Raw genomic sequence first — 20,748 nt, forward strand, 5'->3', positions numbered from 1 at the left:
GAACCCAGGACCTCATGGATCTCGCAACCGTCATCGGCCTTATCGTCGGCTTCCTTCTGGTGGCGGCGGCCATCATCCTCGGCGGCTCGGTCGGCGCCTTCATCGACATCCCGTCGATCCTGATCGTCATCGGCGGCACCTTCTTCATCACCATGGTCAACTTTTCGCTGGCCGAGGTGATCCGGGCCCAGAAACTGCTGGTGAAGACCATGGTGTCGAAGCCGGTCGATCCGTCGAAGGCGGCGATGCAGGTGGTGGAACTGGCGGATCAGGCCCGGCGCAAGGGCGTGCTGGGCCTGCAGCAGACGCTGGCCCAGCTGCAGGGGGAACCCTTCCTGCACAAGGCGTTGAGCATGGTGGTGGACGGCATACCGGTGGAAGACGTGGAGCGGATCCTGAAGCGCGACATTTCGCAGATGGCCTATCGCCATATGCAGTCGGCCCAGATCCTGAAGCGCTCGGCCGAAGTGGCGCCCGCCATGGGGCTGATCGGCACGCTGGTGGGTCTGGTGCAGATGCTGGGCAATCTGGAAGACCCCAGCACCATCGGCCCGGCGATGGCGGTGGCGCTGCTCACCACCTTCTACGGCGCGGTGCTGGCGAACATGGTGTTCAACCCGCTGGCGGGCAAGCTGGAACGCAACTCCATGGAGGAGCAGATGTTCAAGCAGATCTTTCTGGCGGGGGCGACCTCGATCGGCCGGCAGGAAAATCCCCGCCGGCTGGAACTGACCCTGAACGCGATGCTGCCCCCGGCAAAGCGGATCCAGTTCTACGACTGACCAAGACGCCAGGGGCCGCCGCCCGTGCGGAACGGCCCCCCCAAGACGACGAGTTCCGGTTCAAGAATGCCGGTGACGCCCCCCGGGGCGTAACGGCGGCAGGAGTAACCCCGAGATGCGACTTCTGATCATCGGTTCCCTGGGCGGCCAGATCGGCGCGGCGACGCGCATCGCCGTGTCGCGCGGCGCCAAGGTGTCGCAGGTTCCCGACGTGGAAGCGGCGCTGGACCATCTGCGTGCGGGCCACGGGGCGGAGCTGGTGATGGTCGATGTCGGTCTCGACATCGGCCGTCTGGTCCGAAGCCTGGAACAGGAACGCATCCATGTCTCGGTCGTCGCCTGCGGGGTGGGGGCGGATGCCCAGGCCGCCGTGCGCGCCATCAAGGCGGGCGCACGCGAATACATCCCCCTGCCGCCGGACCCGGAGCTGATCGCGGCGGTGCTGGAGGCGGTCGCCTCGGAAGACCATGCGCTGATCTTCCGCGACCCGGCCATGGAACGGGTGGTGTCGCTGGCCGAACAGATCGCGCCCGCCGATGCCACGGTGCTGATCACCGGCGAAAGCGGCACGGGTAAGGAGGTCATGGCGCGCTTCCTGCACCGCAAGAGCCGCCGGGCCGACCAGCGCTTCGTGTCGGTCAACTGCGCCGCTATCCCTGAAAACCTGCTGGAAAGCGAGCTGTTCGGCCACGAGAAGGGCGCCTTCACCGGCGCCGTCGCCCGCCGGGTCGGCAAGTTCGAAGAGGCCGATGGCGGCACGCTGCTTCTGGACGAGATCAGCGAGATGGACCCGCGCCTGCAGGCCAAGCTGCTGCGCGTGATCCAGGAACGCGAGGTCGACCGGGTCGGCGGTACCCGGCCGGTCAAGGTCGACATCCGCCTGATCGCGACCTCCAACCGCAATCTGGAAGACGAGGTCCGCCGCGGCAATTTCCGCGAAGACCTCTATTTCCGCCTGAACGTGGTCAATCTGCGCCTGCCGTCGCTGCGCGAGCGGCCATCGGACGTGGCGGCGCTGGCCGATCATTTCGTGCAGCGCTATGCCGCCGCCAACGCCCTGCCCGACCGGCCGCTGTCGCCCGATGCGCGCAACCTGCTGCTCGGCTATGACTGGCCGGGCAATGTCCGCGAGCTTGAAAACACCATGCACCGGGCGGTGCTGCTGGCCCGCGGCACCGAGATCGGTGCCGAGGCGATCATGCTGGCCGACGGCACCAGCCTGGCGACGGCTGCGGCCCGGCGGCAGGATTTCCAGCCCCCGCGCGCGCCTGCGGCACCGGCGGGCGTGCCCGCGCACAACCCCTATGCCAACCCCTATGGCGGGCCACCCGCGGCCTATGGCGTGCCGCCCGCGGCCTATGGCCAGCCGGCGGGCTTCGCACCTGCGGCCCCGGCCGCACCGGTCGCCGCCGACGACGAGGACGCCACCCGCGCCCTGGTCGGCCGGACGGTGGCAGAGGTGGAGCGCGACCTGATCATCAACACCATCCAGCACTGCCTGGGCAACCGCACCCATGCCGCCACGATCCTGGGCATTTCGATCCGCACGCTGCGCAACAAGCTGAAGCTGTATGCCGAAGAAGGCGTGGCGGTGCCGCCGCCGGCGGGCGGGGATTTCGAACGCTCCGGCGCCTACGACCGCTGATCCGGGGCGATCACACCGTGGCGGGGGATGGATGCATGACCAAGGCTGCTACCGATGGCTGAACGAGGCGGTCTTCCGACACCCGTGACCGGACGCGGCCCCGGCGGCATGCCGCAGGGCGGCGGGCCGGGCGGTGGCGGCGGCGGCCTGCTCGGCCGGCTTGGCGCCATGCTCGGCAGTGCCGATCTGGTCGTGGCGCTGGGCATGCTCGGCATCCTGATCGTCATGATCTTTCCGGTGCCGACCTGGACGCTCGACCTGCTGCTGTCGATGTCGATCAGCCTGTCGGTGGTGATCCTGCTGATCACGCTGTTCATCCAGAAACCGCTGGATTTCAGCTCTTTCCCGACCATCCTTCTGGTCTCGACGATGTTCCGCCTGGCGCTGAACATCGCCTCGACGCGCCTGATCCTGAGCCATGGCCACGAGGGCACATCGGCCGCCGGCCAGGTGATCGAGGCCTTCGGCCAGTTCGTGATGGGCGGCAACTTCCTGATCGGCGTGGTGGTCTTCATCATCCTGGTGCTGATCAATTTCGTGGTCATCACCAAGGGCTCGGGCCGCATCGCCGAAGTGTCGGCGCGCTTCAGCCTGGACGCCATGCCCGGCAAGCAGATGGCCATCGACGCCGACCTGTCCGCCGGCCTGATCGACGAGGCCGCCGCCCGCACCCGGCGCAAGGAGCTGGAGGACGAAAGCACCTTCTTCGGTGCCATGGACGGTGCCGCGAAATTCGTGCGCGGCGATGCCATCGCCGGCCTGCTGATCACCGTGATCAACGTGGTGGGCGGCATCATCATCGGCACGGTGCAGCAGGGCATCACCTTCAACGAGGCGCTGCGCAGCTATACCCTGCTGACCGTCGGCGACGGTCTGGTCTCGCAGATCCCGGCCCTGCTGATCTCCACCGGCGCCGGCCTGCTGGTCACCAAATCCGGCATCATCGGCACCGCCGACCAGGCGATCATCGGCCAGCTTGGCCGCTATCCCAAGGCGCTGGGCGTCGCGGCCGGCCTGCTGTTGTTCATGGGGCTTCTGCCCGGCATCCCGACCGTGCCCTTCTGGGGTTTCGCGGTCGTGCTGGGCTTCATGACCTGGCGGCTGATGAAGCGCAGCCAGCGTCTGGCGGTGGAAGCCGCCGAGGCCGACATCCCTCCGCCGGCCGTGCCGATGGACGAGCCGATTTCCTCGGCGCTGCACATCGATCTGGTCCGCATCGAGCTGGGCTATGGCCTGCTGCCGCTGATTTCGGAAGAGCGCGGCCATCGGCTGACAGAGCAGATCAAGGCGCTGCGCCGCCAGATCGCCGGCGATCTGGGCTTCGTGATGCCGGCGGTGCGCATCCAGGACAATATGCAGCTGCCCGCCAACACCTATGTCCTGCGCGTGAAAGAAATCGAGGCCGGGCGCGGCGAGCTGCGCCCCGCCATGCTGCTGGTGATGGACCCGCGCGGCGAGCCGATCTCGCTGCCCGGCGAAGAGACCACCGAGCCCACTTTCGGCCTGCCGGCCAAATGGGTGGACGAGACCCGGCGCGAAGAGGCGCATTTCCGCGGCCTGACCGTGGTCGACCCGGCCACCGTGCTCACCACCCATCTGACCGAGATGGTGAAAGAGTACATGCCCGAGCTGCTCTCGCGCCTGGAGACGCAGAAACTGCTCGACGAGCTGGGCCCCGACCACCAGAAGACGGTGGCCGAGATCGTGCCCAGCCAGATCACCGTGGGCGGGCTGCAGCGGGTGCTGCAGAACCTGCTGCGCGAGCGCATCTCGATCCGCGACCTGCCGACCATTCTGGAAGGCGTGTCGGAAGCCTGCAGCTATACCCAGTCGGCGATGCTGATCACGGAACATGTCCGCGCCCGGCTCGCCCGCCAGATCTGCGCCTCGGTGACCTCGGACCAGGGCTATGTGCCGATCGTGACGCTGTCGCCCGATTGGGAGCATGCCTTCGCCGAAAGCCTGGTCGGCCAGGGCGACGAGAAGCAGCTGGCCATGGCGCCGACCAAGCTTCAGGAGTTCATTTCGCGTGTCCGGCAGAGCTTCGAACGTCAGGCGATGCTGGGTGAGACACCGGTGCTGTTGACCAGCCCCATGATCAGACCCTATGTCCGTTCAATCATCGAGCGCTTCCGGCCCATGACCGTGGTCATGTCCCAGAACGAGATCGATTCCCGCGCCCGCATCCGAACGGTGGCCCAGATCTGATGAGTTTGCTGTCGACGTCTCAGCTCCGACGCCTTCGGGCCGGTGACCGCCGGACAGCCATCGACCGGCCCCGGGAGGTCTGCCCATGCGGCTGAAGACCTTCCAGGCCCGCAACATGGCCCAGGCGCTTGCCGAGGTGCGCAAGGTGCTGGGCGAGGACGCGATCATCGTCGCCACCGTGCCGGCCGAAGACGGCCGCGGCGTGGTGGTGACCGCTGCGGTTGACGGGGCTGCACGATCCTCGGTCGCCACGCCCGCCAGCCTGCCCGCCGCCGTGCCGGCCGCGGAAGCGGTGCTGGCCGAACGCCGGGCCGCTGCCGGCCGCAGGCGCCCGGGGGCGGCCGAAATGCCCTTGCGCAGCGGCCCGCGCGCCGTACCGCCGGTGGCACCGCCCCCCGATTTGCCGCCCGCCTCGCCCCCGGCGCGGCCCGTGCTTCGCAGCCGCGCCGATGATGTCGACGACGAGATCGAGCTGGAGTTCGAGCGCGAGGAAACCGCATCGATCACGCCGGCCGCCGCCGCGACCGCCCGCCGGGAAGCCGCTGCGGCAGAGGAAGATCCGGAGACCGTCTCCAAGGCGGTCTCGCCCGAACTCGCCCAGATCGAACGGGCGCTCGCCTTCCATGGCATCGGCGGCCAGGCCGGCCGGCGGCTGCTGGCCATGGTCCGCGAACGGCTGCGCGCGGGCGAGGCACCGGATCGGGCGCTGGCCCAGGCGCTGGACCGGGTGGTGGGTTTCGACCCGCTGGGCCGCACGGCCGGCCGCCCCCAGGCGCTGGCGCTGATCGGTCTTGCCGGTGCCGGCAAGACCGTGACCGTCGCCAAACTCGCCGCCCGTGCCCTCACCCAGGGCCGGCGGCTGACGGTGGTGACGGCCGATACCATCCGCGCCGGCGGGGTGGAACAGCTCGCGGCCTATACCGGCCTGCTCGGCATCGATCTGCTGGTCGCCGGCTCGTCGCGGGAACTGGCCCGCGTCGCCGCCCGTGCCCGGGCCGACGCGGCCGGAGAACCGATGACCCTGCTGGTGGACACCGCCGGCGTGAACCCCTTCTTCACCGAAGAGACCGAGGAACTCGCCACCCTGATCGATGCGGCCGAACTGGAACCCGTGCTGGTGCTGCCGGCCGGGATCGACCCGTTCGAGGCCGCCGACCAGGGGGCCGCCTTCTCGGTGCTGCATCCCAGACGGGCGATCTGCACCCGGCTCGACGGTGCCAGGCGATTGGGCGCAGTGATCTGCGCCGCCGCCGCGGCACGCGTCCGGCTGTCGGAGGCCAGCGTGACCGCTCATGTTTCCGAAGGACTGAACCCGTTGAGCGCGACCGGGTTGGCGCAACTCTTGCTTAGAGATCCGCTAAACCTCCGCCCCGCCAAGCTCGACCGAGACGCCGAGATCCGCCCATGAACGTCGACCGTTCGGTTCACATACATCCCGCCGCGAAGCTGCGCGCCCGCAACGTCGTCGCCATCGCCTCCGGCAAGGGGGGCGTCGGCAAGACGTGGTTCTCGATCACGCTCGCCGGCGCGCTCGCCCGCCGCGGGCGGCGGGTGCTGCTGTTCGACGGCGATCTGGGCCTCGCCAATGTCGACGTCCAGCTGGGGCTGACGCCGCCCACCGATCTGGCGGGTGTCGTCACCGGCCGGATCGGCTTTGCCGAGGCGATCAGCAGCTACGAGGCCGGCGGTTTCGACATTCTGCCCGGCCGCTCGGGGTCCGGCTCGCTGGGCCGGCTGCCGGCGGAACGGGTCGCCATGCTGCGCCTCGGCATCGTTCAGGCCGCGCGCCAGTATGATACCGTGCTGATCGATCTGGCCGCCGGGCTCGACCAGTCCGTGCGCGCGCTGGCCGCCACCGCCGGCACCGCCCTGGTGGTGACCACCGACGAGCCGACCTCGATCACCGATGCCTATGCCTTCGTGAAGGCGATGCTGCGCGACAACCCCGAGGCCGACCAGCGGATCGTGGTCAACATGGCCGACAGCCAGGCCGGCGGCTTCCGGACCTATGAAACCCTGCGCAACGCCGCCCAGAACTTCCTGGGCGTCGCGCCCAGGCTTGCCGGCATCGTGCGCCGCGACAAGCTGGTGCGCGAGGCCATCCGCCGCCAGACGCCGCTGACCATCCGCCACCCCAACGCCCCGGCGGCCATGGACGTCGACAAGATCGCCGGCGACCTGGCCGTCTGACCCGTCCTGACGGGTCTGGTCCGGCAGGCAAGGTCCGACTGGGGGCGTTTTCTGCACGAAACTTGCGTGGCACCCGGCAATAATTGCCCTGACCCGGCAAAATCTGCCGGGTCATCCGCGCATCCGCCCGGGACGCCATGGTCGAGATCATCCCGCCTGCCATCCCTGCCGCCCTGATCCGCACCTCCGTCGACGGCCGCCCGGCCGGTGGACGAGAGGGGGCGACGGGGCGTGACGGCGCGGGCCAGCGACGCGCGCCGGATCAGGGCCAGCCTTCCCAGACCCCGGCGGGCGATCCCGGCCGGACGGGCAGCCGGCAGGACGGCGCCGTGCAGCGCGATGCAACCGGCGGCCGCAACCCCGGCACCGGCGGTCAGCCGCCCGGCCAGCTTCCCCGCCGGCCCGGGGACGCATCGCCCCCCGATCCGCGCAGCCCCGACGGCCGGGCCGCCACCACCGCCGATGGCCGGCCCGTCCGCCAGCAGGGCACAACCGGCCTCCAGGGATCCGAGACCGGCCGCTCCGGCGATCCCCGCCTGACCGGCCCCGACGGCACGGCCCGTGCGACGGCCACGACCAGCGGGTCCGAGGTCCGCCAGCCCACACCGCCCGAAGACACCGCCGGCCGGATCGCCCTGCCGGTGGTGCTGCGCGGCCGCGACGAGGCCGGCCGGCCGCTGGTCCGCACCCCGCTCGGCCAGCTGGCCCTGACCGCGGCGCCGCGCGACGGCACGGCGCCCGCCTCGGCGCCCGCCTCTGCCACGGCGGCCACGCCCGCCCCCTCGGCGCCCGCCTCGGCACGGGCCGCGCCGCCTGCCGCCCCGGCGCCCTCTTTCGCCGCCGGCCTGCTCGCCGATGACGGGGTTCTGGCACGGGTGGACCATGCCTCGGTCGGCCGCCTGCCCGATCATCGCGGCCGGGTGCCGGTCACCCTGCTCGATGTCGCCGGCCGCGCCTTGGTCGAGACGATGGGCCTGCCCGCCCCCGATCCCGAAGCCCCCGCCCCCGAGACGGCCGCGACGCCGCAGCGCGACCGCGCCCTGCTGGCGCTCCGCCTATCGCCGCCGCTGCCCCATCCCGCCGCGACATCCTCGGCCGCGACATCCCGGGCCGCCACATCCTCGGCCGCGACTACCTTGGGCGAAACCACCGGCACGGCGCCCCGGCCCCAGCCGACCGGCGTCGACCCGGTCGCCCGGCTGGTGGAATGGGCCGCCCGCGCACCGGCCGGCACCGGTCTCACCCTGCTGTCGGTGGAACTGCCGGCCCCCGTGCCCGGACGGACGGCCGCGACACCGGCGCCCCTCCCCGGCCCGGTCACACCGGCGCCGGGACCGTCGGGCCAGCCTGCCTCACCCCAGCCCCTGCCGACCGCAGCATCACCAGGCAGCGCCACATCGGCCCCCCCGGCGCCGGCAGGCTCGCCATGGCCTGCGACCGGCAGCACGCCCCCGCCTGCATCCTGGCCGCCGGCCGGCCCGATCGGCGCCCCGAGCGGCGCCACATCGATGCCGGCTCCTCCACCGGGTCCGGCCGCGCCTGCCGTCCCCGCACCGGCGCCGGCCCTGCCCGGTGCAGCGGCACCCGATCCCAGCCCGATGCAGGCCGGCGCCTGGCAACAGCCCGCGCCCGCGACGGGCTGGCAGGCCGATCATCCGACAGCAGGCCCGCTGCCGCCCCGCATGCCCGCCCCCCTGCCATCCGATGGCCGGGCACCGGCGCCCGCGGCCGGGCCGCAGCCATGGACATCGACACAGCCGTCGCAGCCGTCAGCCCCCGCGGGCAGTGCGACCGCCTGGCTGGCGCAGCTCCCCGAAGCGCCCCGCGCCGCCGGCCCGACATTGCCGTCTCCGCCATCCGCGCCCACCGGCACACCAGCGGCTGCGCCGCCATCGCCAGGCCTCGCCCAGGGGCCACAGGTCACGCCGGAAACCGCACCAGGGCCGCAACCCGCGGCACCGGGCCGGCCGGCCGTGGCAACGCCCGAAACCGCCTGGCGCCCGGCATCCCCCGCGCCGCAAACCCCGGCCCGGGGGATCCCGGCGCCGGCCATGTCCGCAGCGCCGTCGCCAGAGGCTGCACAGCCCCCGCCATCCGCCGCCCGCCCGCCGCAGGCGCCGCCCGCCATGCAGAGCCCGTTCACCACGGCCTCCGCACCAGAGGCACCCGTCGCCGGAGCCCCGCATGCCCAGGCGCCGCATGTCCAGGCGCCACCTGCCGCGGCTGCCAGCGCCGGTGCTCCACCTGCCGGCGCTCCGCCTGCCGCGACGCCCGCCTTCGGCCCGACGGCCGCCGTCTCGGCCGTGCCCCAACCGACGGTGCCGCAGCCTGAAGCGGCCATGCCGGCAGACCCTGCCGTTCAGTCGTCGCCGGCCCAGCCCCCCGCCCCCGCAGCCCTGCTGGCCGACGCAGCCGCCCCGCGCGTGCCCGGCCCGGCCGGACCCCCCGTCCTGCCGACGCCTGATGCCGCGGCCCATGGCGGCGATCCGACCCGGCCTGCCGCCAGCCCGCCGGCCCAGCTCCCCTCCACGCCGGCCCCGTCCGTGCAGGCCCCGTCCGTCCAGCCACCGCCAATCCAAGCCTGGCCCGCCACGGCCCCGACCACCGGCGCGACGGTCCCCCATGCGGAGCCGACCCCATATCAGACGCCCGCCCAGGCACCGGCGTCCCAGCCCCACCAGCCCGATTTGCCGCGCCCGGCGCCGCCGCAGGCGTCGGCGGCCGGGTTCCAGCCGCTCAACGTTCCGACGGGCGGGTGGCCGGCAGAGGATGGGGCGGCACCGGTGGCCCGGCCGCTCTGGGCACCGGCGCCCGCACCGGCGGCGCCCCCGCCGGCAGCGGCCCCCCTGCCGACCTCCCCGGCGCAGCCCGCCGCGCCGACCACAGCCGTGCATGCGGGGCCCACCGCCCCCATCCCGGCCGATCCTGCATCGACGATGGCCACCGATCCGGTCGCGGCCGGCGAGGATCTGGCCGGCGCCCGCGAACTGGCGCAACGCACCCGGGCGCTGATCCTGGCCGAGGCCGGCCGCAGCGCCCGCCCGCCTGTCGATGATGCGCCGCCGGTCCGCCCGGCCCCCGAACACGGACCCGAGGCGAGCCGTGTGACCGGCGTGGTGCTGGGCCGGGACGGCAATGGCCGGATGCTGGTCTCCACCGCCCTCGGCCTGTTGTCGATCGACCGGCCCGGGCCGTTGCCGCCGCCGGGCACGCGGCTGGCGGTGGTGGTGGCGCCCGAAGCCCCGCCCGCCGGCCGCAGCGGTGCCACCCCCGGCGGCGCGCCTGCCGTTCCGCTTCCCGGAACCGCGGCACCGGGCGACTGGCAGTCCCTGGCCGATGCCGCGCGGCTGATCGCCACCCTGCATCCGGCCGCGGCCGAACGCCTGCTCGCCCCCGTGCTGCCCACGCCCGGCCGGGATTTCGCCGCCAATCTGATGATGCTGATGAAGCAGGTGCTCTCGGGCAACCGCCCCTCGGCGGCGGACAAGCTCGCCGACGAGCTGAACGAGCTGGACGCCGCCGACACGGCCCGTGCCGTACTGTCCGAGTTCGACGGCGCCGGCCGCGGCGCCCAGACATCTGCCGGCCAGGCTTTGGGCGGTGAGTGGCGCAGCATCCAGATCCCCAGCTGGGCCAATGCCACCGTCATCCCGGTGCAGATCCACATCCACCAGCCTCGCCGGGATGATGACGGCACCGGGGAAGGCGGCGGGCGCGGCGACGGCATCTGCCGTTTCGTGGTCGAAACCCGGCTGAGTCGTCTGGGCGACATCCAGCTCGACGGCCTGGCAGCCCCCGGCCGGGTCGACATGGTGATGCGCACCGCCCGCGCCCTGCCGCCCGGCACCGCCGCGGCGCTGGCACGGGTGATGGACGACGTGCTCGCGGTCTCGGGCCTGCAAGGCGGTCTCGCCATACGAACCGAACCACCGATGCGCCTGCCCGCCCATGCACGCCCGGCGCCACGCCCCGATGGCAGCGGCGTGGTCGCATGACCGGCCCGATCGCGCTATGATGGCTGATCAGGCCCCGCCCGAAGCGCGTGCATGGCCAGCATGAGATCCGCCGAGATGTCCGCCGACGACACCCCGCCGGGCAGTGACCCGGAGCATCCGATCACCTCGCTCGACCGCCGCTGGCAGGCGGTGGGGGAACGGCGCGCGCATCTCGTCACCGCCGACAACCCCGCCATCGCCCATGACTATCTGGTCGAACATCGCGGCCGGCTGCAATTGCGCTTCTCGGAAGACGGCCCCCCCGCCGCCGTGCTCTGGCGCCTGCGTTACGTGCCCGACCGCCTGGTCGTGCCGCGCCACGCGCTCGACACCTACATGACCCACCTCGCCGCCACCCCCTGGCCGCTCCCCGAAGCGGCCGCCGCCGCCGTCATCGCCGATGTCGGCAGCGAGGTCATGCCCCGCTTCCTCCAACTGGTCCTGCTGCTCGACGCCACCTCGGGCGGCCTGCGCGTCACCTTCGAGGAACGCCGCCCGAACTGGTCCAACCCGGCCCTGATGGCGCGGTTGGCGTTGCTTTAGGGCAGCCCTGCAACGTGGTGGAGACGCCTCCCCTCAGAAGTCCAGGGAAGGCTGATTGCCAAGGCCATCCGGCCGGCAGCCTTCTACGCTCCCCGCCTCACATCCCACGCCCCACTCGCCTCGTCATACGTCACCAGGCAGTTCCCGGTCAGCGTGATGACCAGCCGGCCATCGTTGAGGCTGTAGGACACCAGCCGCGGATGGCCGTCGACGATGTTGGCCAGGATCCAGCCGAAGCTCCGGCCTTCGGCCAGTGCGTCGCGGCAGCGTTCAAGCAGAACCTCCGGTTTGCCGAGACTGCGAAGACCCTCGACCAGCAGACGGCGGATGGCCTCCGCTTCGCTCACCTCCCAGCGCGCGGCGGCCCGTTCGATGTCGGCAGCAACGTCCGCCGGCAGCGTGAAGACTTTGCGGATCGGCTTGTTCGGAGACATCGGGATCGATCACCTGCGTAACGGAGGGCTTGCATAGCGGCATGATCAGGCGCACTATGCATCTACGTGATGCACGTTGCATCATACGGACCAGTGGAGTTTATCGTATCGCAGCCCGGCCGGCAGCGGAAACCGCAGCCGGCTGCGGGGTTTCGTCCACGCATCGACACGGGAGAAGGTCGGATGTCCTGCGCGGTTGCAGAACTTGCTGCCGAATGGGCCATGCTCGACGATCACGTCGCAGCCCTCTGGATGACAGAGGATGGCCCCTCGCCGCTTTTGCTGGACGAACGTCGCCTGACGATCGAAGCTCAAGCCGTGAAATTGACCCCGCAATCAGTTGCCGGGGCCATGTTCATCGCCTGGCTGGTGGGTCTGCACGCGTCGATCGCCAATGACGAGGATGCCGGCCAGGATGAACGCAGCCGCCACCTGGAGGCAGCCGTCACCGGCTCTCGCAGTCTTGCCCGGTATCTGGCCGGCAGGCTGCCGCTCCCCGAAGCGTCGTAGGCGCCTCCCTCCCGAAAGCCCCGCCCCCATGGAAAACGCCACCCGCACCACCATCATCGAAGCCGCCGAGGCCCTGTTTTATGAACAGGGTTTGCGCAGTGTCAGCGTGGATGCGATCGCCGCGCGGGCCGGTGTCACCAAGCGGACGCTGTACTATCATTTCGACAGCAAGGATGCGCTGATCGCCGCCTATCTGGCCGCGCGCGATGCGCCGACGGTGGAGCGGTACCGCAGCTGGCTGGGGCCCGATGACCGGCCCTTGCCGGATCGGATCCTGGCCATGTTCACGGCGCTGGCCAATTCTGCGAAGCGGCCCGGATGGCGGGGGTGCGGCTTTACCAGGGCGGCGCTGGAGATGGCCGGCCAGCCCGGCCATCCGGCCGTGGTGATGGCCGCCGATCACAAGAAGAGGTTCGAGGCCTGGCTGGTGGAAGAGCTGACGGCGGGCGGCGTTGACGACCCCGATCTGGTCGGCCGGCAGGTCATGATCCTGCTGGAAGGCGCGATCGTGCACACGCTGATCCACCGCGACGTCGCCTATGCCCTGGCCGGCGGCCGTGCGGCGGCGCTGCTGGTCGCCTGCGGCAGCCCGGCGGTGGCGCCGGCCGCCGCGCGGGAGCTGATGTATACCGACTAGTGAGTTTCCAGGGCCGGGTGCGGCTCTATCGTGGGGGGATGTCTTACGAGGAGGACGCCCCCGTGCCACACGCCGCTGCACGATCCTGGACCCCGGCGCTGATCCTGTCGCTGGTCGCTGCCGGTATCATCCTGTCACTGTCCATGGGGTTGAGGCAAAGCCTCGGCCTGTTCGTCGAGCCGATGGTGCGCGGCACCGGCATCACCGTCGCCACCTTCGGCTTCGCCATGGCGGTGCAGAACCTGGCCTGGGGCATCGGTCAGCCCTTCATGGGCGCGCTCTGCGACCGCTTCGGCGGCCGGCTGGTGGTGCTGATCGCCGCGGCGCTCTATGGTCTCGGCCTCTATCTGGCGGCGAGCGGCAGCCATGTCGGGCTTTATCTGGGCGGTGGGCTGCTGATCGGGCTTGCGGTCGCCGGTACATCGCATGGCGTGCTGGTCGGCATCGTCTCGCGCCTGGCCAGCCCGGCGGTGCGGGCAACGGCGGTGTCGATCCTGGCCGCCACCGGATCGCTCGGCACCTTCGTGATCGCACCGGCCGCCCAGGGCATGATCGATCGCTGGACCTGGCAGGACGCCATGATCGGCCTTGCCCTGCTTGCGGCGCTGATGGCGGTGGCGACGCTGTTGTTCCGGCGCGGCCCCGCCCCCGCACCTGCCGCCGCGGGGGCCGTGCCGCCGGTCAATGCCCGGGCGGCGATCGGCCAGGCGCTGGGCAACCGCACCTTCATCATCACCACCATCGCCTTCTTCGCCTGCGGCTTTCAGCTGATCTTCATCGCCACCCATCTGCCGAATTTCATCGGCATCTGCGGCCTGCCGCCGATCGTCGGCGCCCAGGCGATCGCGCTGATCGGCATCTGCAACGCCTTCGGCACGCTGGGCGCCGGCTATCTCTGCCAGCGCTGGGGCAATCGCAACGTGCTGGCGCTGATCTATCTGCTGCGCACCGCCGCCATCGCCGTGTTCTTCGTGGTGCCGGTCAGCGTCGAGACCACGCTGATCTTCGCGGCCGCGATGGGGGTTCTGTGGCTGAGCGTGGTGCCGCCGGTCAGCGGGCTGATCAACGGCCTGTTCGGCCCGGCCAATTTCGGCGCGCTGTTCGGGGTGATGTTCCTGAGCCATCAGGTCGGCGCGTTCCTGGGGGCCTGGCTGGGCGGGCTCAGCTTTGAATGGAGCGGCAGCTATTCCACCGGCTGGGTCAGCCTGATCGTGGTCGGCACGATCGCCGCCGTGCTGCAGATGACCGCCGGCGACGAGGCCGACCGGGACGGCCCGGCCGGCACGACGGCCGGCCGGGCGCCCGCAGCCTCGTGATCCCGCGGCCTCGTGATCGCCCCGGGCAGCAATCCTAGGCCCGGATCTCCTGGCGCTGGAACAGCACATAAGCCGCGGTGAACAGCAGGATCATCGCGGCGATCAACCCCGACATCTGCGGCCAGACGATGGCGAGGCTTTCGATCGTCGGCAGCGGGGCACCGAGCAGCGCGCCCCGCAGCTGGTCGATGAACAGCGGCCCCACCGATCGGGCCGCCGGGTCGAGCAGGATGGCGGTAATCTCGCCATAGAGCGTCTGGGGTGAGAGCCGCGCCACCGCCTGCTGGGTCTGGAAGGCATCGATCAGCGACATCGGGTTCAGCGGATCGACCGGCGAAATCGCCGAGGCAACCACCGGTGCGATCATGCCCCAGAACACCGACAGCACCAGCCAGATGGAGAGTGCCGCCAGCGCCGAGGTGGCGGTGGAGCGGATCACCGTCGACAGCGTCATCGCCAGCGCCAGCCAGACCCCGGCATAGGCGATGGTCGCCACCAGATAGGCCAGGCCGCGCAACACCTCCGCCCCCGTGGGCGGCAGCCCCAGGAACAGGATGCCGAGCCCCGTGGTGCCGAGCCAGAGCGTCACCATCGCCACCGCGATCACCAGCAGCCCGCCCAGGAATTTGCCGAACAGGATCGCATCGCGATAAATCGGCTGGGCGAGCAGGCGGCTCATCGTCCGCCGGCCGTGTTCGGCATTGATCGCATCGAAACCGAGGGCGATCGCCACCAGCGGCAGCAGGAAGCCGAGCAGCCCGGCAAAGGACGGCACCGGCTGGCGGGCGGTGGTGAAGAGTTTCAGGAACAGAAACGTGTCGTCGGTGGCCCCGGCACGGATGGTGCCGATCGCGCCATAAAGCGCGCCGGCGGCGGTGAGCAGCACGAGCAGCATGATCAGATGCAGCCGCGCCCCGGTCATATGGTCGGCCGCTTCTTTGAGCGCGATCGTGCCGACCCCGGTGAAGGGAGATCCCTCACGCATCTCTGTCCGCCTCCTCGAAGAACCGGCCATAGGCCTCGTCCAGCCGCACGCGCCTCAGATCCAGCGTGTGGAGCGCAATGCCGGCCTCGACCAGCCGCCGGGCGATCGCCGCCCGCAGATCGGCACGGGCCTCGATCTGCCAGCCGCCATGGGCCGTGGGGATCACGGCTTCGATGCCGTCGAGCCCCGACAGCAGGCCCGGCAGGTCGCCGGCATCGGCCTCCACCTCGATGACATAGACCCCGCCGCCGATCCGCGCGGCCAGCGCCTCCACCGTGCCGATGAAGCCGATCCGGCCGCGATTGAACAGGGCCACCCGCGTGCACACCGTCTCGACCACATCCAGCATGTGAGACGAGAGCAGCACGGTCATGCCATCGGCGGCGAGGCTGCGGATCAGCGCCAGCAGCTCGCGGGTCGATTGCGGATCCAGCCCCGAGGTCGGCTCGTCCAGGATCACCACCCGGCAGTCGCGCATCAGCAGTTCGGCGATCCCCAGGCGCTGGCGCATGCCGCGCGAGAAGGTGGAAACCCGCCGGCCGGCAACCTCCACCAGCCGCACCCGCTCCAGCGCCGCCAGGATCCGACGGGCGGCCTCCGACCCGTCGATCCCGGCGAGGCGGGCGGTATAGGCCAGGTTCTCGCGCGCGGTCATCGCCTCGTAGAAGCCGACCTGGTCGGGCAGATAGCCGACCCGCCGCTTCACCGCCAGCGGCTCGCGCAGCGGGTCGTGTCCCAGGATGCGGACCTGGCCGGCGCTGGCCTCGGTCAGCCCCAGCAGCATCAGGATGGTGGTGGTCTTGCCGGCCCCGTTGGGGCCGAGCAGGCCGACCACCTCGCCGGCACCGACCTGAAGGTCGATGCCGGCGACCGCGACCGCCGCGCCATAGCGTTTGACCAGGCCACGCGCCTCGATCACCGGCGGCCCGGCCGGGGTGGCTGCGATCGCACCACCCTCGGGTCGGGATGAAAATTCGGGCGTCATCGCGTCACCTCCGCCCATAGCGCAGCACGGCACCGGCCAGCACCAGCACCGCCACGGCGATCACGCCCAGACCGATCATCCCCCAGAGCGTGGAGGTGGTGACGGTGGTGCGGAACTGCACCGATTGCGAAAGACTGCCGCTGCCGGCGCGCACGCCGACCACGTAATCCCCCGCCACCGCCTTTTCCGACGGGGTGATCCTGACCGCCACCTGGGCGTCGGCGCCGGGGGCCAGGCTCGGGATCTGCTGCGGCGCGAATTCGACTTTCCAGCCCGAGGGCGGGGTCGCCGACATCTCCAGCCCCTCGGCCGGGGCCGAGCCGGTATTGGTGACGGTGAAGGGGAACTCCGTCTGCTCGCCCGCGACCACATCGCCCGACAGCCGTTCCTGCGGGCCCGAAATGGCAAGGTCGGGCTGGCCGGTGATCTCGATGCCGAGATCGGTGGCGGCGCTGACCTCGCCGCCGGTCACCGCGACCTTGACCGGGTAGCGGCCGGCCGGGGCGGTCCGCAGCGGCACCACCTCCAGCGTCAGGGTCTCGGACGCGCCGGGCTCGATCGGCAGGCCGGTGATCTCTTCGGTGCCGTAGCCGCGCTTGAACCGGGTCTGGAAACCGTCGGGCGCCTGGGCCGACAGGTTGAACAGGCCCCCCTCGCCGCTCTGATTGGTCACCTTGATCCGGAAGCTGAAGGTGGTGCGCGCGGTTCCGCGGAGCGCCGGCAGTTCGGGGGCGAGTTTCAGCCCGCCACCCGCCGCATCCGACAGCCGGATGGTCAGCGGCAGGGTCGTGGTCTCGCCGTCATGGCGGGCATTGACCGCAAGCGGCACCGGCGCCCTGGCGCCGGTCTTGGGCGGGGTCACCTCCAGCGTGATCCGCTCGCGGTCGTCGGGGCCGACCATCACCGCGCCGATCTCGCGGCCGCCGCCTTTCAGGGTGGAGGTCCAGCCCTCGGGCAGGCCCGAGACGTCGAGTGTCGCGCGTTGCGGCGGCAGGCCCTGATTGCGCAGGGTCAGCGGGATCGAGGCGGTCTCGCCCGGCTTCACCGCCAGATCGGGATAGGGGGTGGTCATCCAGAACCCGTCGGGCCCTGAGCTGGTCTCGGCCGAGGCCGCCATGGGTGCGATGGCGGCGGGCATCAGCAGCGCCGCGATCACCGCGGCGCGAAGGAGCATCGTCTTCATCATTCTCTTCGCCGGAACGGGGGCGCAAGGCGCCACCCCGGGCATGTCCGCCTCCCTCCGCGCGGATATGCCGGTCTCTCTCTCTGCCGAAGATCGGGCAGCCTGAACGGGGCGCACCCCCGCATGGATCAGGCAGACCAGACCCCCGGCCCCTGCCGACACCGTGGCCCGGCCGGTGCAGACCCGGCGGCATCACGTGCCGGCCCTGGCGCAATCGGGCCATGCAAGACCCGATCCCGCAGGATGGTGGTCAGGCTGTGCTGTGAATGACGGTGCCGCCGGGCGTGGCCTTGCCGGACGCGATGCGGCTGACGACGCAGTCGTGCGAGGGACGGATTTTCATGCCCATCTTCCTTACGCTGGACGACGATGTCGTATGCGACGGATCTGTCATCCGTCACGCCGGCAAGCGTAGGCAGATGCGGGGTGGGGTTCAAGTGTTTCCGGGTGGAAAGTGGCGGGACTTGCGAGACCTGCGGCTTGCCGACGAGCCGTCCCGACTACTCCCCCTCCTCCGCCGCCTTGCGCCGGAAGCCGGCCATGCCGATTTCGTCCATGCGGTCGGTTTCGCGCAGATCGGCTTCGTGGGCGGCGCGGGCCAAGCGGTTGTCGCGGGCGATTTCATAGCGCTTCACGGTGCGGAAGGCCTCGGCCAGGTCTTCAAGCGCGCGTTCGCGGGCCTTGCGCAGAAGGGTCAGATGCCGGGCGATCTCTGCCCGCCTCCGGTCGACCCGGCCGGCATAGGCGACCCAGCCGGCGATCATCGCCGGGTCGTTGCCTGCCGCCGCCTTTTCGGCCGCGACCTCGGCGACCAGCCGGGCGTCGTCGGCCTCGATCGCGGTGATCTGGTCTTCGACCGCGGTGACGTTGCGCCGGGCGGCATCGACGCCGTTGCGGGCCAGGCGGATCAGCCCGTCGAGGGCCTTGACCGGGTTCGCCATCGGGGATCAGCCTCCGGGCTTCGGCATGCCGAGCAGCTGGGCCAGCTGGTCATAGCCTTCGGCCAGCGTCGCGCGTTCGGCCTTGCCCTGCGAGAGGAACCGCTCCAGCCCCTCGTGATAGCGGATCGCCTCGTCGACCGCGGGGTCCGAACCGGCGCGATAGGCGCCGAGGCGGATCATCTCGGCCATGTCCTCATAGGTCGACAGCAGGCGGCGGGCGCGGATCACGACGGCGTTCTGTTCGGGGGTGTTGCAGTCGGGCATGGTGCGCGACACGCTGCGCAGCACATTCACCGCCGGATAGCGGCCCCGTTCGCCGATCGACCGCTCCAGCACGATATGGCCGTCGAGAATGCCACGGGTGGCGTCGGCCACCGGCTCGTCGTGGTTGTCGCCTTCGACCAGCACCGTGAACAGGCCGGTGATCGAGCCCTGGCCGGTGCCGGGCCCCGCCCGTTCCAGCAGGCGGGGCAGTTCGGCGAAGACCGATGGCGTGAAGCCCTTGCTCGCCGGCGGTTCGCCCGCCGCCAGGCCGATTTCGCGCTGCGCCTGGGCGAAGCGGGTGATGCTGTCGATCATGCACAGCACATCGGCGCCCTGGTCGCGGAAATGCTCGGCCACCGCGAGAGTGGTATAGGCGGCCTGGCGGCGCATCAGCGCCGGCTCGTCGGAGGTTGCGACCACCACCACGCTCCGCGCCAGACCTTCGGGGCCGAGCGCCCCTTCGATGAATTCCTGCACCTCGCGGCCACGCTCGCCGATCAGCCCCACCACCGAGACATCGGCCGCCGTATAGCGGGCGATCATGCCCATCAGCACCGATTTGCCGACGCCCGAGGCCGCAAAAATGCCGAGACGCTGGCCGCGGCAGCAGGTGACGAAGGTGTTCAGCACCCGCACGCCCAGATCGATCTTGGCACCGACCCGGGTGCGGGCATGGGCGGGCGGCGGCGGCGCCCGCATCGGCCGCGGACGGGCGCCGGGCACCAGCGGCCCCTTGCCGTCGATCGGCCGGCCGAAGCCGTCGATCACCCGGCCGAGCCAGCCTTCGGAGGGGCGGATGGTCGCCTCGCCGCCGCTCGCCTCCACCTCGGCCCCCAGCGCCACGCCGTCGAGCGGGCCGAAGGGCATCAGCAGGGCACGGCCGTCGCGGAAACCGACCACCTCGGCCGCAAGCCGGCCGCCGTCACGCAGCCGGATGCGGACATGGTCGCCAAGGGCCGTGCGCGCAGCCACGCCGCTGGCCTCGGCCATCAGCCCGCGCACCGCCACGATGCGCCCACGCACCACATAGCTGTCGAGCGCCTCGATCGTGCCCGCCAGAGAGCGGATCAGATCCTGCATCGACCCCGCCCCTCCATCTGCCATCCCCCTGTCCGCGAAATGTCCATCCGCCGGTCTTCCGTCTGCCGCCCCCTTTTCAGGGCAGAGCGACGAACGATATCCCAATAAGCGATCCTACACCCTGAGAAGTGCTCGCAAACACGTCTGTCCGATTTTCATCACAATCCCGACGTGATACCGTGGGACGACATAAGAAGGGTCGTTCCAGCGCGCCATGGTCGCCAGACCACGTGCGGGACTGGCGGATTGCCGCCGATCGGAAGAGGTTGCTGGTCCATGCGTATTCTGCTCGTCGAAGACGATCCGTCGACTGCCCGCTCGATCGAACTCGCCCTGAAAAAGGAAGGGTTCGTCTGCGACACTACCGATCTCGGCGAAGAAGGCCTCGAGATCGGGCGGCTCTATGATTACGACCTCATGATCCTGGACCTGATGCTGCCCGACATGGACGGCTACGAGGTGGTGCGCCGGCTGCGCGCCGCCCGGGTCCAGACGCCGGTGCTGATCCTGTCGGGGCTGACCGATACCGACAAGAAGATCAAGGGTCTGGGCGTCGGCGCCGACGACTATGTCACCAAGCCCTTCGACATGGCGGAACTGGTCGCCCGCATCCAGGCGGTGGTGCGCCGGTCGCGCGGCCATGCCCAGTCGGTGATCCGTACCGGCCGGCTGACGGTCGATCTGGACAAGCAGTCGGTCACGGTCGACGAGCGGCCGGTCCATCTCACCGCCAAGGAATACGCCATCCTGGAACTGCTGTCGCTGCGCAAGGGCACGACGCTGACCAAAGAGATGTTCCTCAACCATCTCTATGGCGGCATCGACGAGCCCGAGCTGAAGATCATCGACGTCTTCGTCTGCAAACTGCGCAAAAAGCTGACCAGCGCCACCCATGGCGACAACTACATCCATACCGTCTGGGGCCGCGGCTATGTGCTGAAGGATCCGGAACTGGGCAGCCGCAGCGGTGACGACGGATCGGGCCGCCGGCGCACCGACGCCGCCTGAGCGACCGGGCCTGAGCGACCGGCAGCCGCCCGGCTGCCGCGT

At 70.9% G+C, this 20,748-nt stretch carries 17 protein-coding genes; 11 read left to right on the top strand and 6 right to left on the bottom strand.

Features of this window, described 5'->3' with window-relative positions:
- Window positions 1–14 precede the first annotated feature (14 nt).
- From WI697_RS07605 to WI697_RS07635, 7 genes are all read left to right on the top strand, one after another.
- Window positions 15–782, top strand: a complete 768-nt coding sequence (locus tag WI697_RS07605) for a motility protein A (protein WP_014744760.1) — start codon at window positions 15–17, stop codon at window positions 780–782.
- A gap of 115 nt (window positions 783–897) precedes the next feature.
- A complete protein-coding gene (locus WI697_RS07610) occupies window positions 898–2,427 on the top strand; it encodes a sigma-54-dependent transcriptional regulator (protein WP_345958029.1) in 1,530 nt (509 codons plus the stop codon).
- A 108-nt stretch (window positions 2,428–2,535) separates the two neighbouring features.
- Window positions 2,536–4,635 (top strand): flagellar biosynthesis protein FlhA, encoded by a 2,100-nt coding sequence (gene flhA, locus WI697_RS07615; RefSeq protein WP_062767241.1) that lies wholly within the window; start codon window positions 2,536–2,538, stop codon window positions 4,633–4,635.
- Window positions 4,636–4,720: 85 nt separating this feature from the next.
- The gene (locus WI697_RS07620; protein WP_296719352.1) at window positions 4,721–6,043 is read left to right on the top strand and encodes a flagellar biosynthesis protein FlhF; all 1,323 of its coding nucleotides are present in this window, start codon (window positions 4,721–4,723) and stop codon (window positions 6,041–6,043) included.
- Window positions 6,040–6,825: a MinD/ParA family protein gene (locus WI697_RS07625; protein ID WP_062767245.1), complete on the top strand. Its 786-nt coding sequence runs from the start codon at window positions 6,040–6,042 to the stop codon at window positions 6,823–6,825. The genes WI697_RS07620 and WI697_RS07625 overlap by 4 nt, the downstream gene beginning before the upstream one ends.
- A 137-nt stretch (window positions 6,826–6,962) precedes the next feature.
- On the top strand, window positions 6,963–10,820 hold the full coding sequence (locus WI697_RS07630; RefSeq protein ID WP_345958030.1) for a hypothetical protein: 3,858 nt from the start codon (window positions 6,963–6,965) through the stop codon (window positions 10,818–10,820).
- A gap of 75 nt (window positions 10,821–10,895) precedes the next feature.
- Complete coding sequence (locus WI697_RS07635) at window positions 10,896–11,363, top strand: hypothetical protein (protein ID WP_345958031.1); 468 nt, start codon at window positions 10,896–10,898, stop codon at window positions 11,361–11,363.
- A gap of 83 nt (window positions 11,364–11,446) precedes the next feature.
- Here the strand turns inward: WI697_RS07635 and WI697_RS07640 are convergent, their stop codons facing one another.
- Window positions 11,447–11,797, bottom strand: coding sequence for a hypothetical protein (locus WI697_RS07640; protein ID WP_062763881.1), 351 nt, complete (start codon window positions 11,795–11,797; stop codon window positions 11,447–11,449).
- Window positions 11,798–11,980: 183 nt separating this feature from the next.
- On the opposite strand from WI697_RS07640, the gene WI697_RS07645 reads away from it, so the two are divergent.
- The 3 genes from WI697_RS07645 to WI697_RS07655 all read left to right on the top strand — a co-directional run bounded on the left by WI697_RS07645 (window position 11,981) and on the right by WI697_RS07655 (window position 14,260).
- Window positions 11,981–12,307 (top strand): hypothetical protein, encoded by a 327-nt coding sequence (locus WI697_RS07645; RefSeq protein ID WP_062763883.1) that lies wholly within the window; start codon window positions 11,981–11,983, stop codon window positions 12,305–12,307.
- A gap of 28 nt (window positions 12,308–12,335) precedes the next feature.
- Window positions 12,336–12,944 carry a TetR/AcrR family transcriptional regulator gene (locus WI697_RS07650; protein ID WP_345958032.1) on the top strand — a complete coding sequence of 203 codons (609 nt, stop codon included), beginning with the start codon at window positions 12,336–12,338 and terminating at the stop codon, window positions 12,942–12,944.
- 62 nt (window positions 12,945–13,006) lie between these two features.
- On the top strand, window positions 13,007–14,260 hold the full coding sequence (locus tag WI697_RS07655; RefSeq protein ID WP_345958033.1) for an MFS transporter: 1,254 nt from the start codon (window positions 13,007–13,009) through the stop codon (window positions 14,258–14,260).
- A gap of 34 nt (window positions 14,261–14,294) precedes the next feature.
- On the opposite strand, the gene WI697_RS07660 is transcribed toward WI697_RS07655, so the two are convergent.
- From WI697_RS07660 to fliI, 5 genes are all read right to left on the bottom strand, one after another.
- Window positions 14,295–15,245: an ABC transporter permease gene (locus WI697_RS07660; RefSeq protein ID WP_014744751.1), complete on the bottom strand. Its 951-nt coding sequence runs from the start codon at window positions 15,243–15,245 to the stop codon at window positions 14,295–14,297.
- Window positions 15,238–16,230, bottom strand: coding sequence for an ABC transporter ATP-binding protein (locus WI697_RS07665; RefSeq protein WP_082828503.1), 993 nt, complete (start codon window positions 16,228–16,230; stop codon window positions 15,238–15,240). The genes WI697_RS07660 and WI697_RS07665 overlap by 8 nt, the downstream gene beginning before the upstream one ends.
- A gap of 4 nt (window positions 16,231–16,234) precedes the next feature.
- Complete coding sequence (locus WI697_RS07670) at window positions 16,235–17,413, bottom strand: COG1470 family protein (RefSeq protein WP_228382268.1); 1,179 nt, start codon at window positions 17,411–17,413, stop codon at window positions 16,235–16,237.
- Window positions 17,414–17,913: 500 nt separating this feature from the next.
- On the bottom strand, window positions 17,914–18,354 hold the full coding sequence (locus WI697_RS07675) for a flagellar FliJ family protein (RefSeq protein ID WP_014744748.1): 441 nt from the start codon (window positions 18,352–18,354) through the stop codon (window positions 17,914–17,916).
- Between the two features lie 6 nt (window positions 18,355–18,360).
- Window positions 18,361–19,698: a flagellar protein export ATPase FliI gene (gene fliI / locus WI697_RS07680; RefSeq protein ID WP_062763891.1), complete on the bottom strand. Its 1,338-nt coding sequence runs from the start codon at window positions 19,696–19,698 to the stop codon at window positions 18,361–18,363.
- 276 nt (window positions 19,699–19,974) lie between these two features.
- Here fliI and ctrA point away from each other — a divergent pair, with 276 nt between their 5' ends.
- Window positions 19,975–20,706: a response regulator transcription factor CtrA gene (ctrA, locus tag WI697_RS07685; protein WP_014744746.1), complete on the top strand. Its 732-nt coding sequence runs from the start codon at window positions 19,975–19,977 to the stop codon at window positions 20,704–20,706.
- The last annotated feature ends 42 nt before the right edge of the window (window positions 20,707–20,748 follow it).

The sequence above is a fragment of the Tistrella mobilis genome, from assembly GCF_039634785.1.
Taxonomy (GTDB): domain Bacteria; phylum Pseudomonadota; class Alphaproteobacteria; order Tistrellales; family Tistrellaceae; genus Tistrella; species Tistrella mobilis.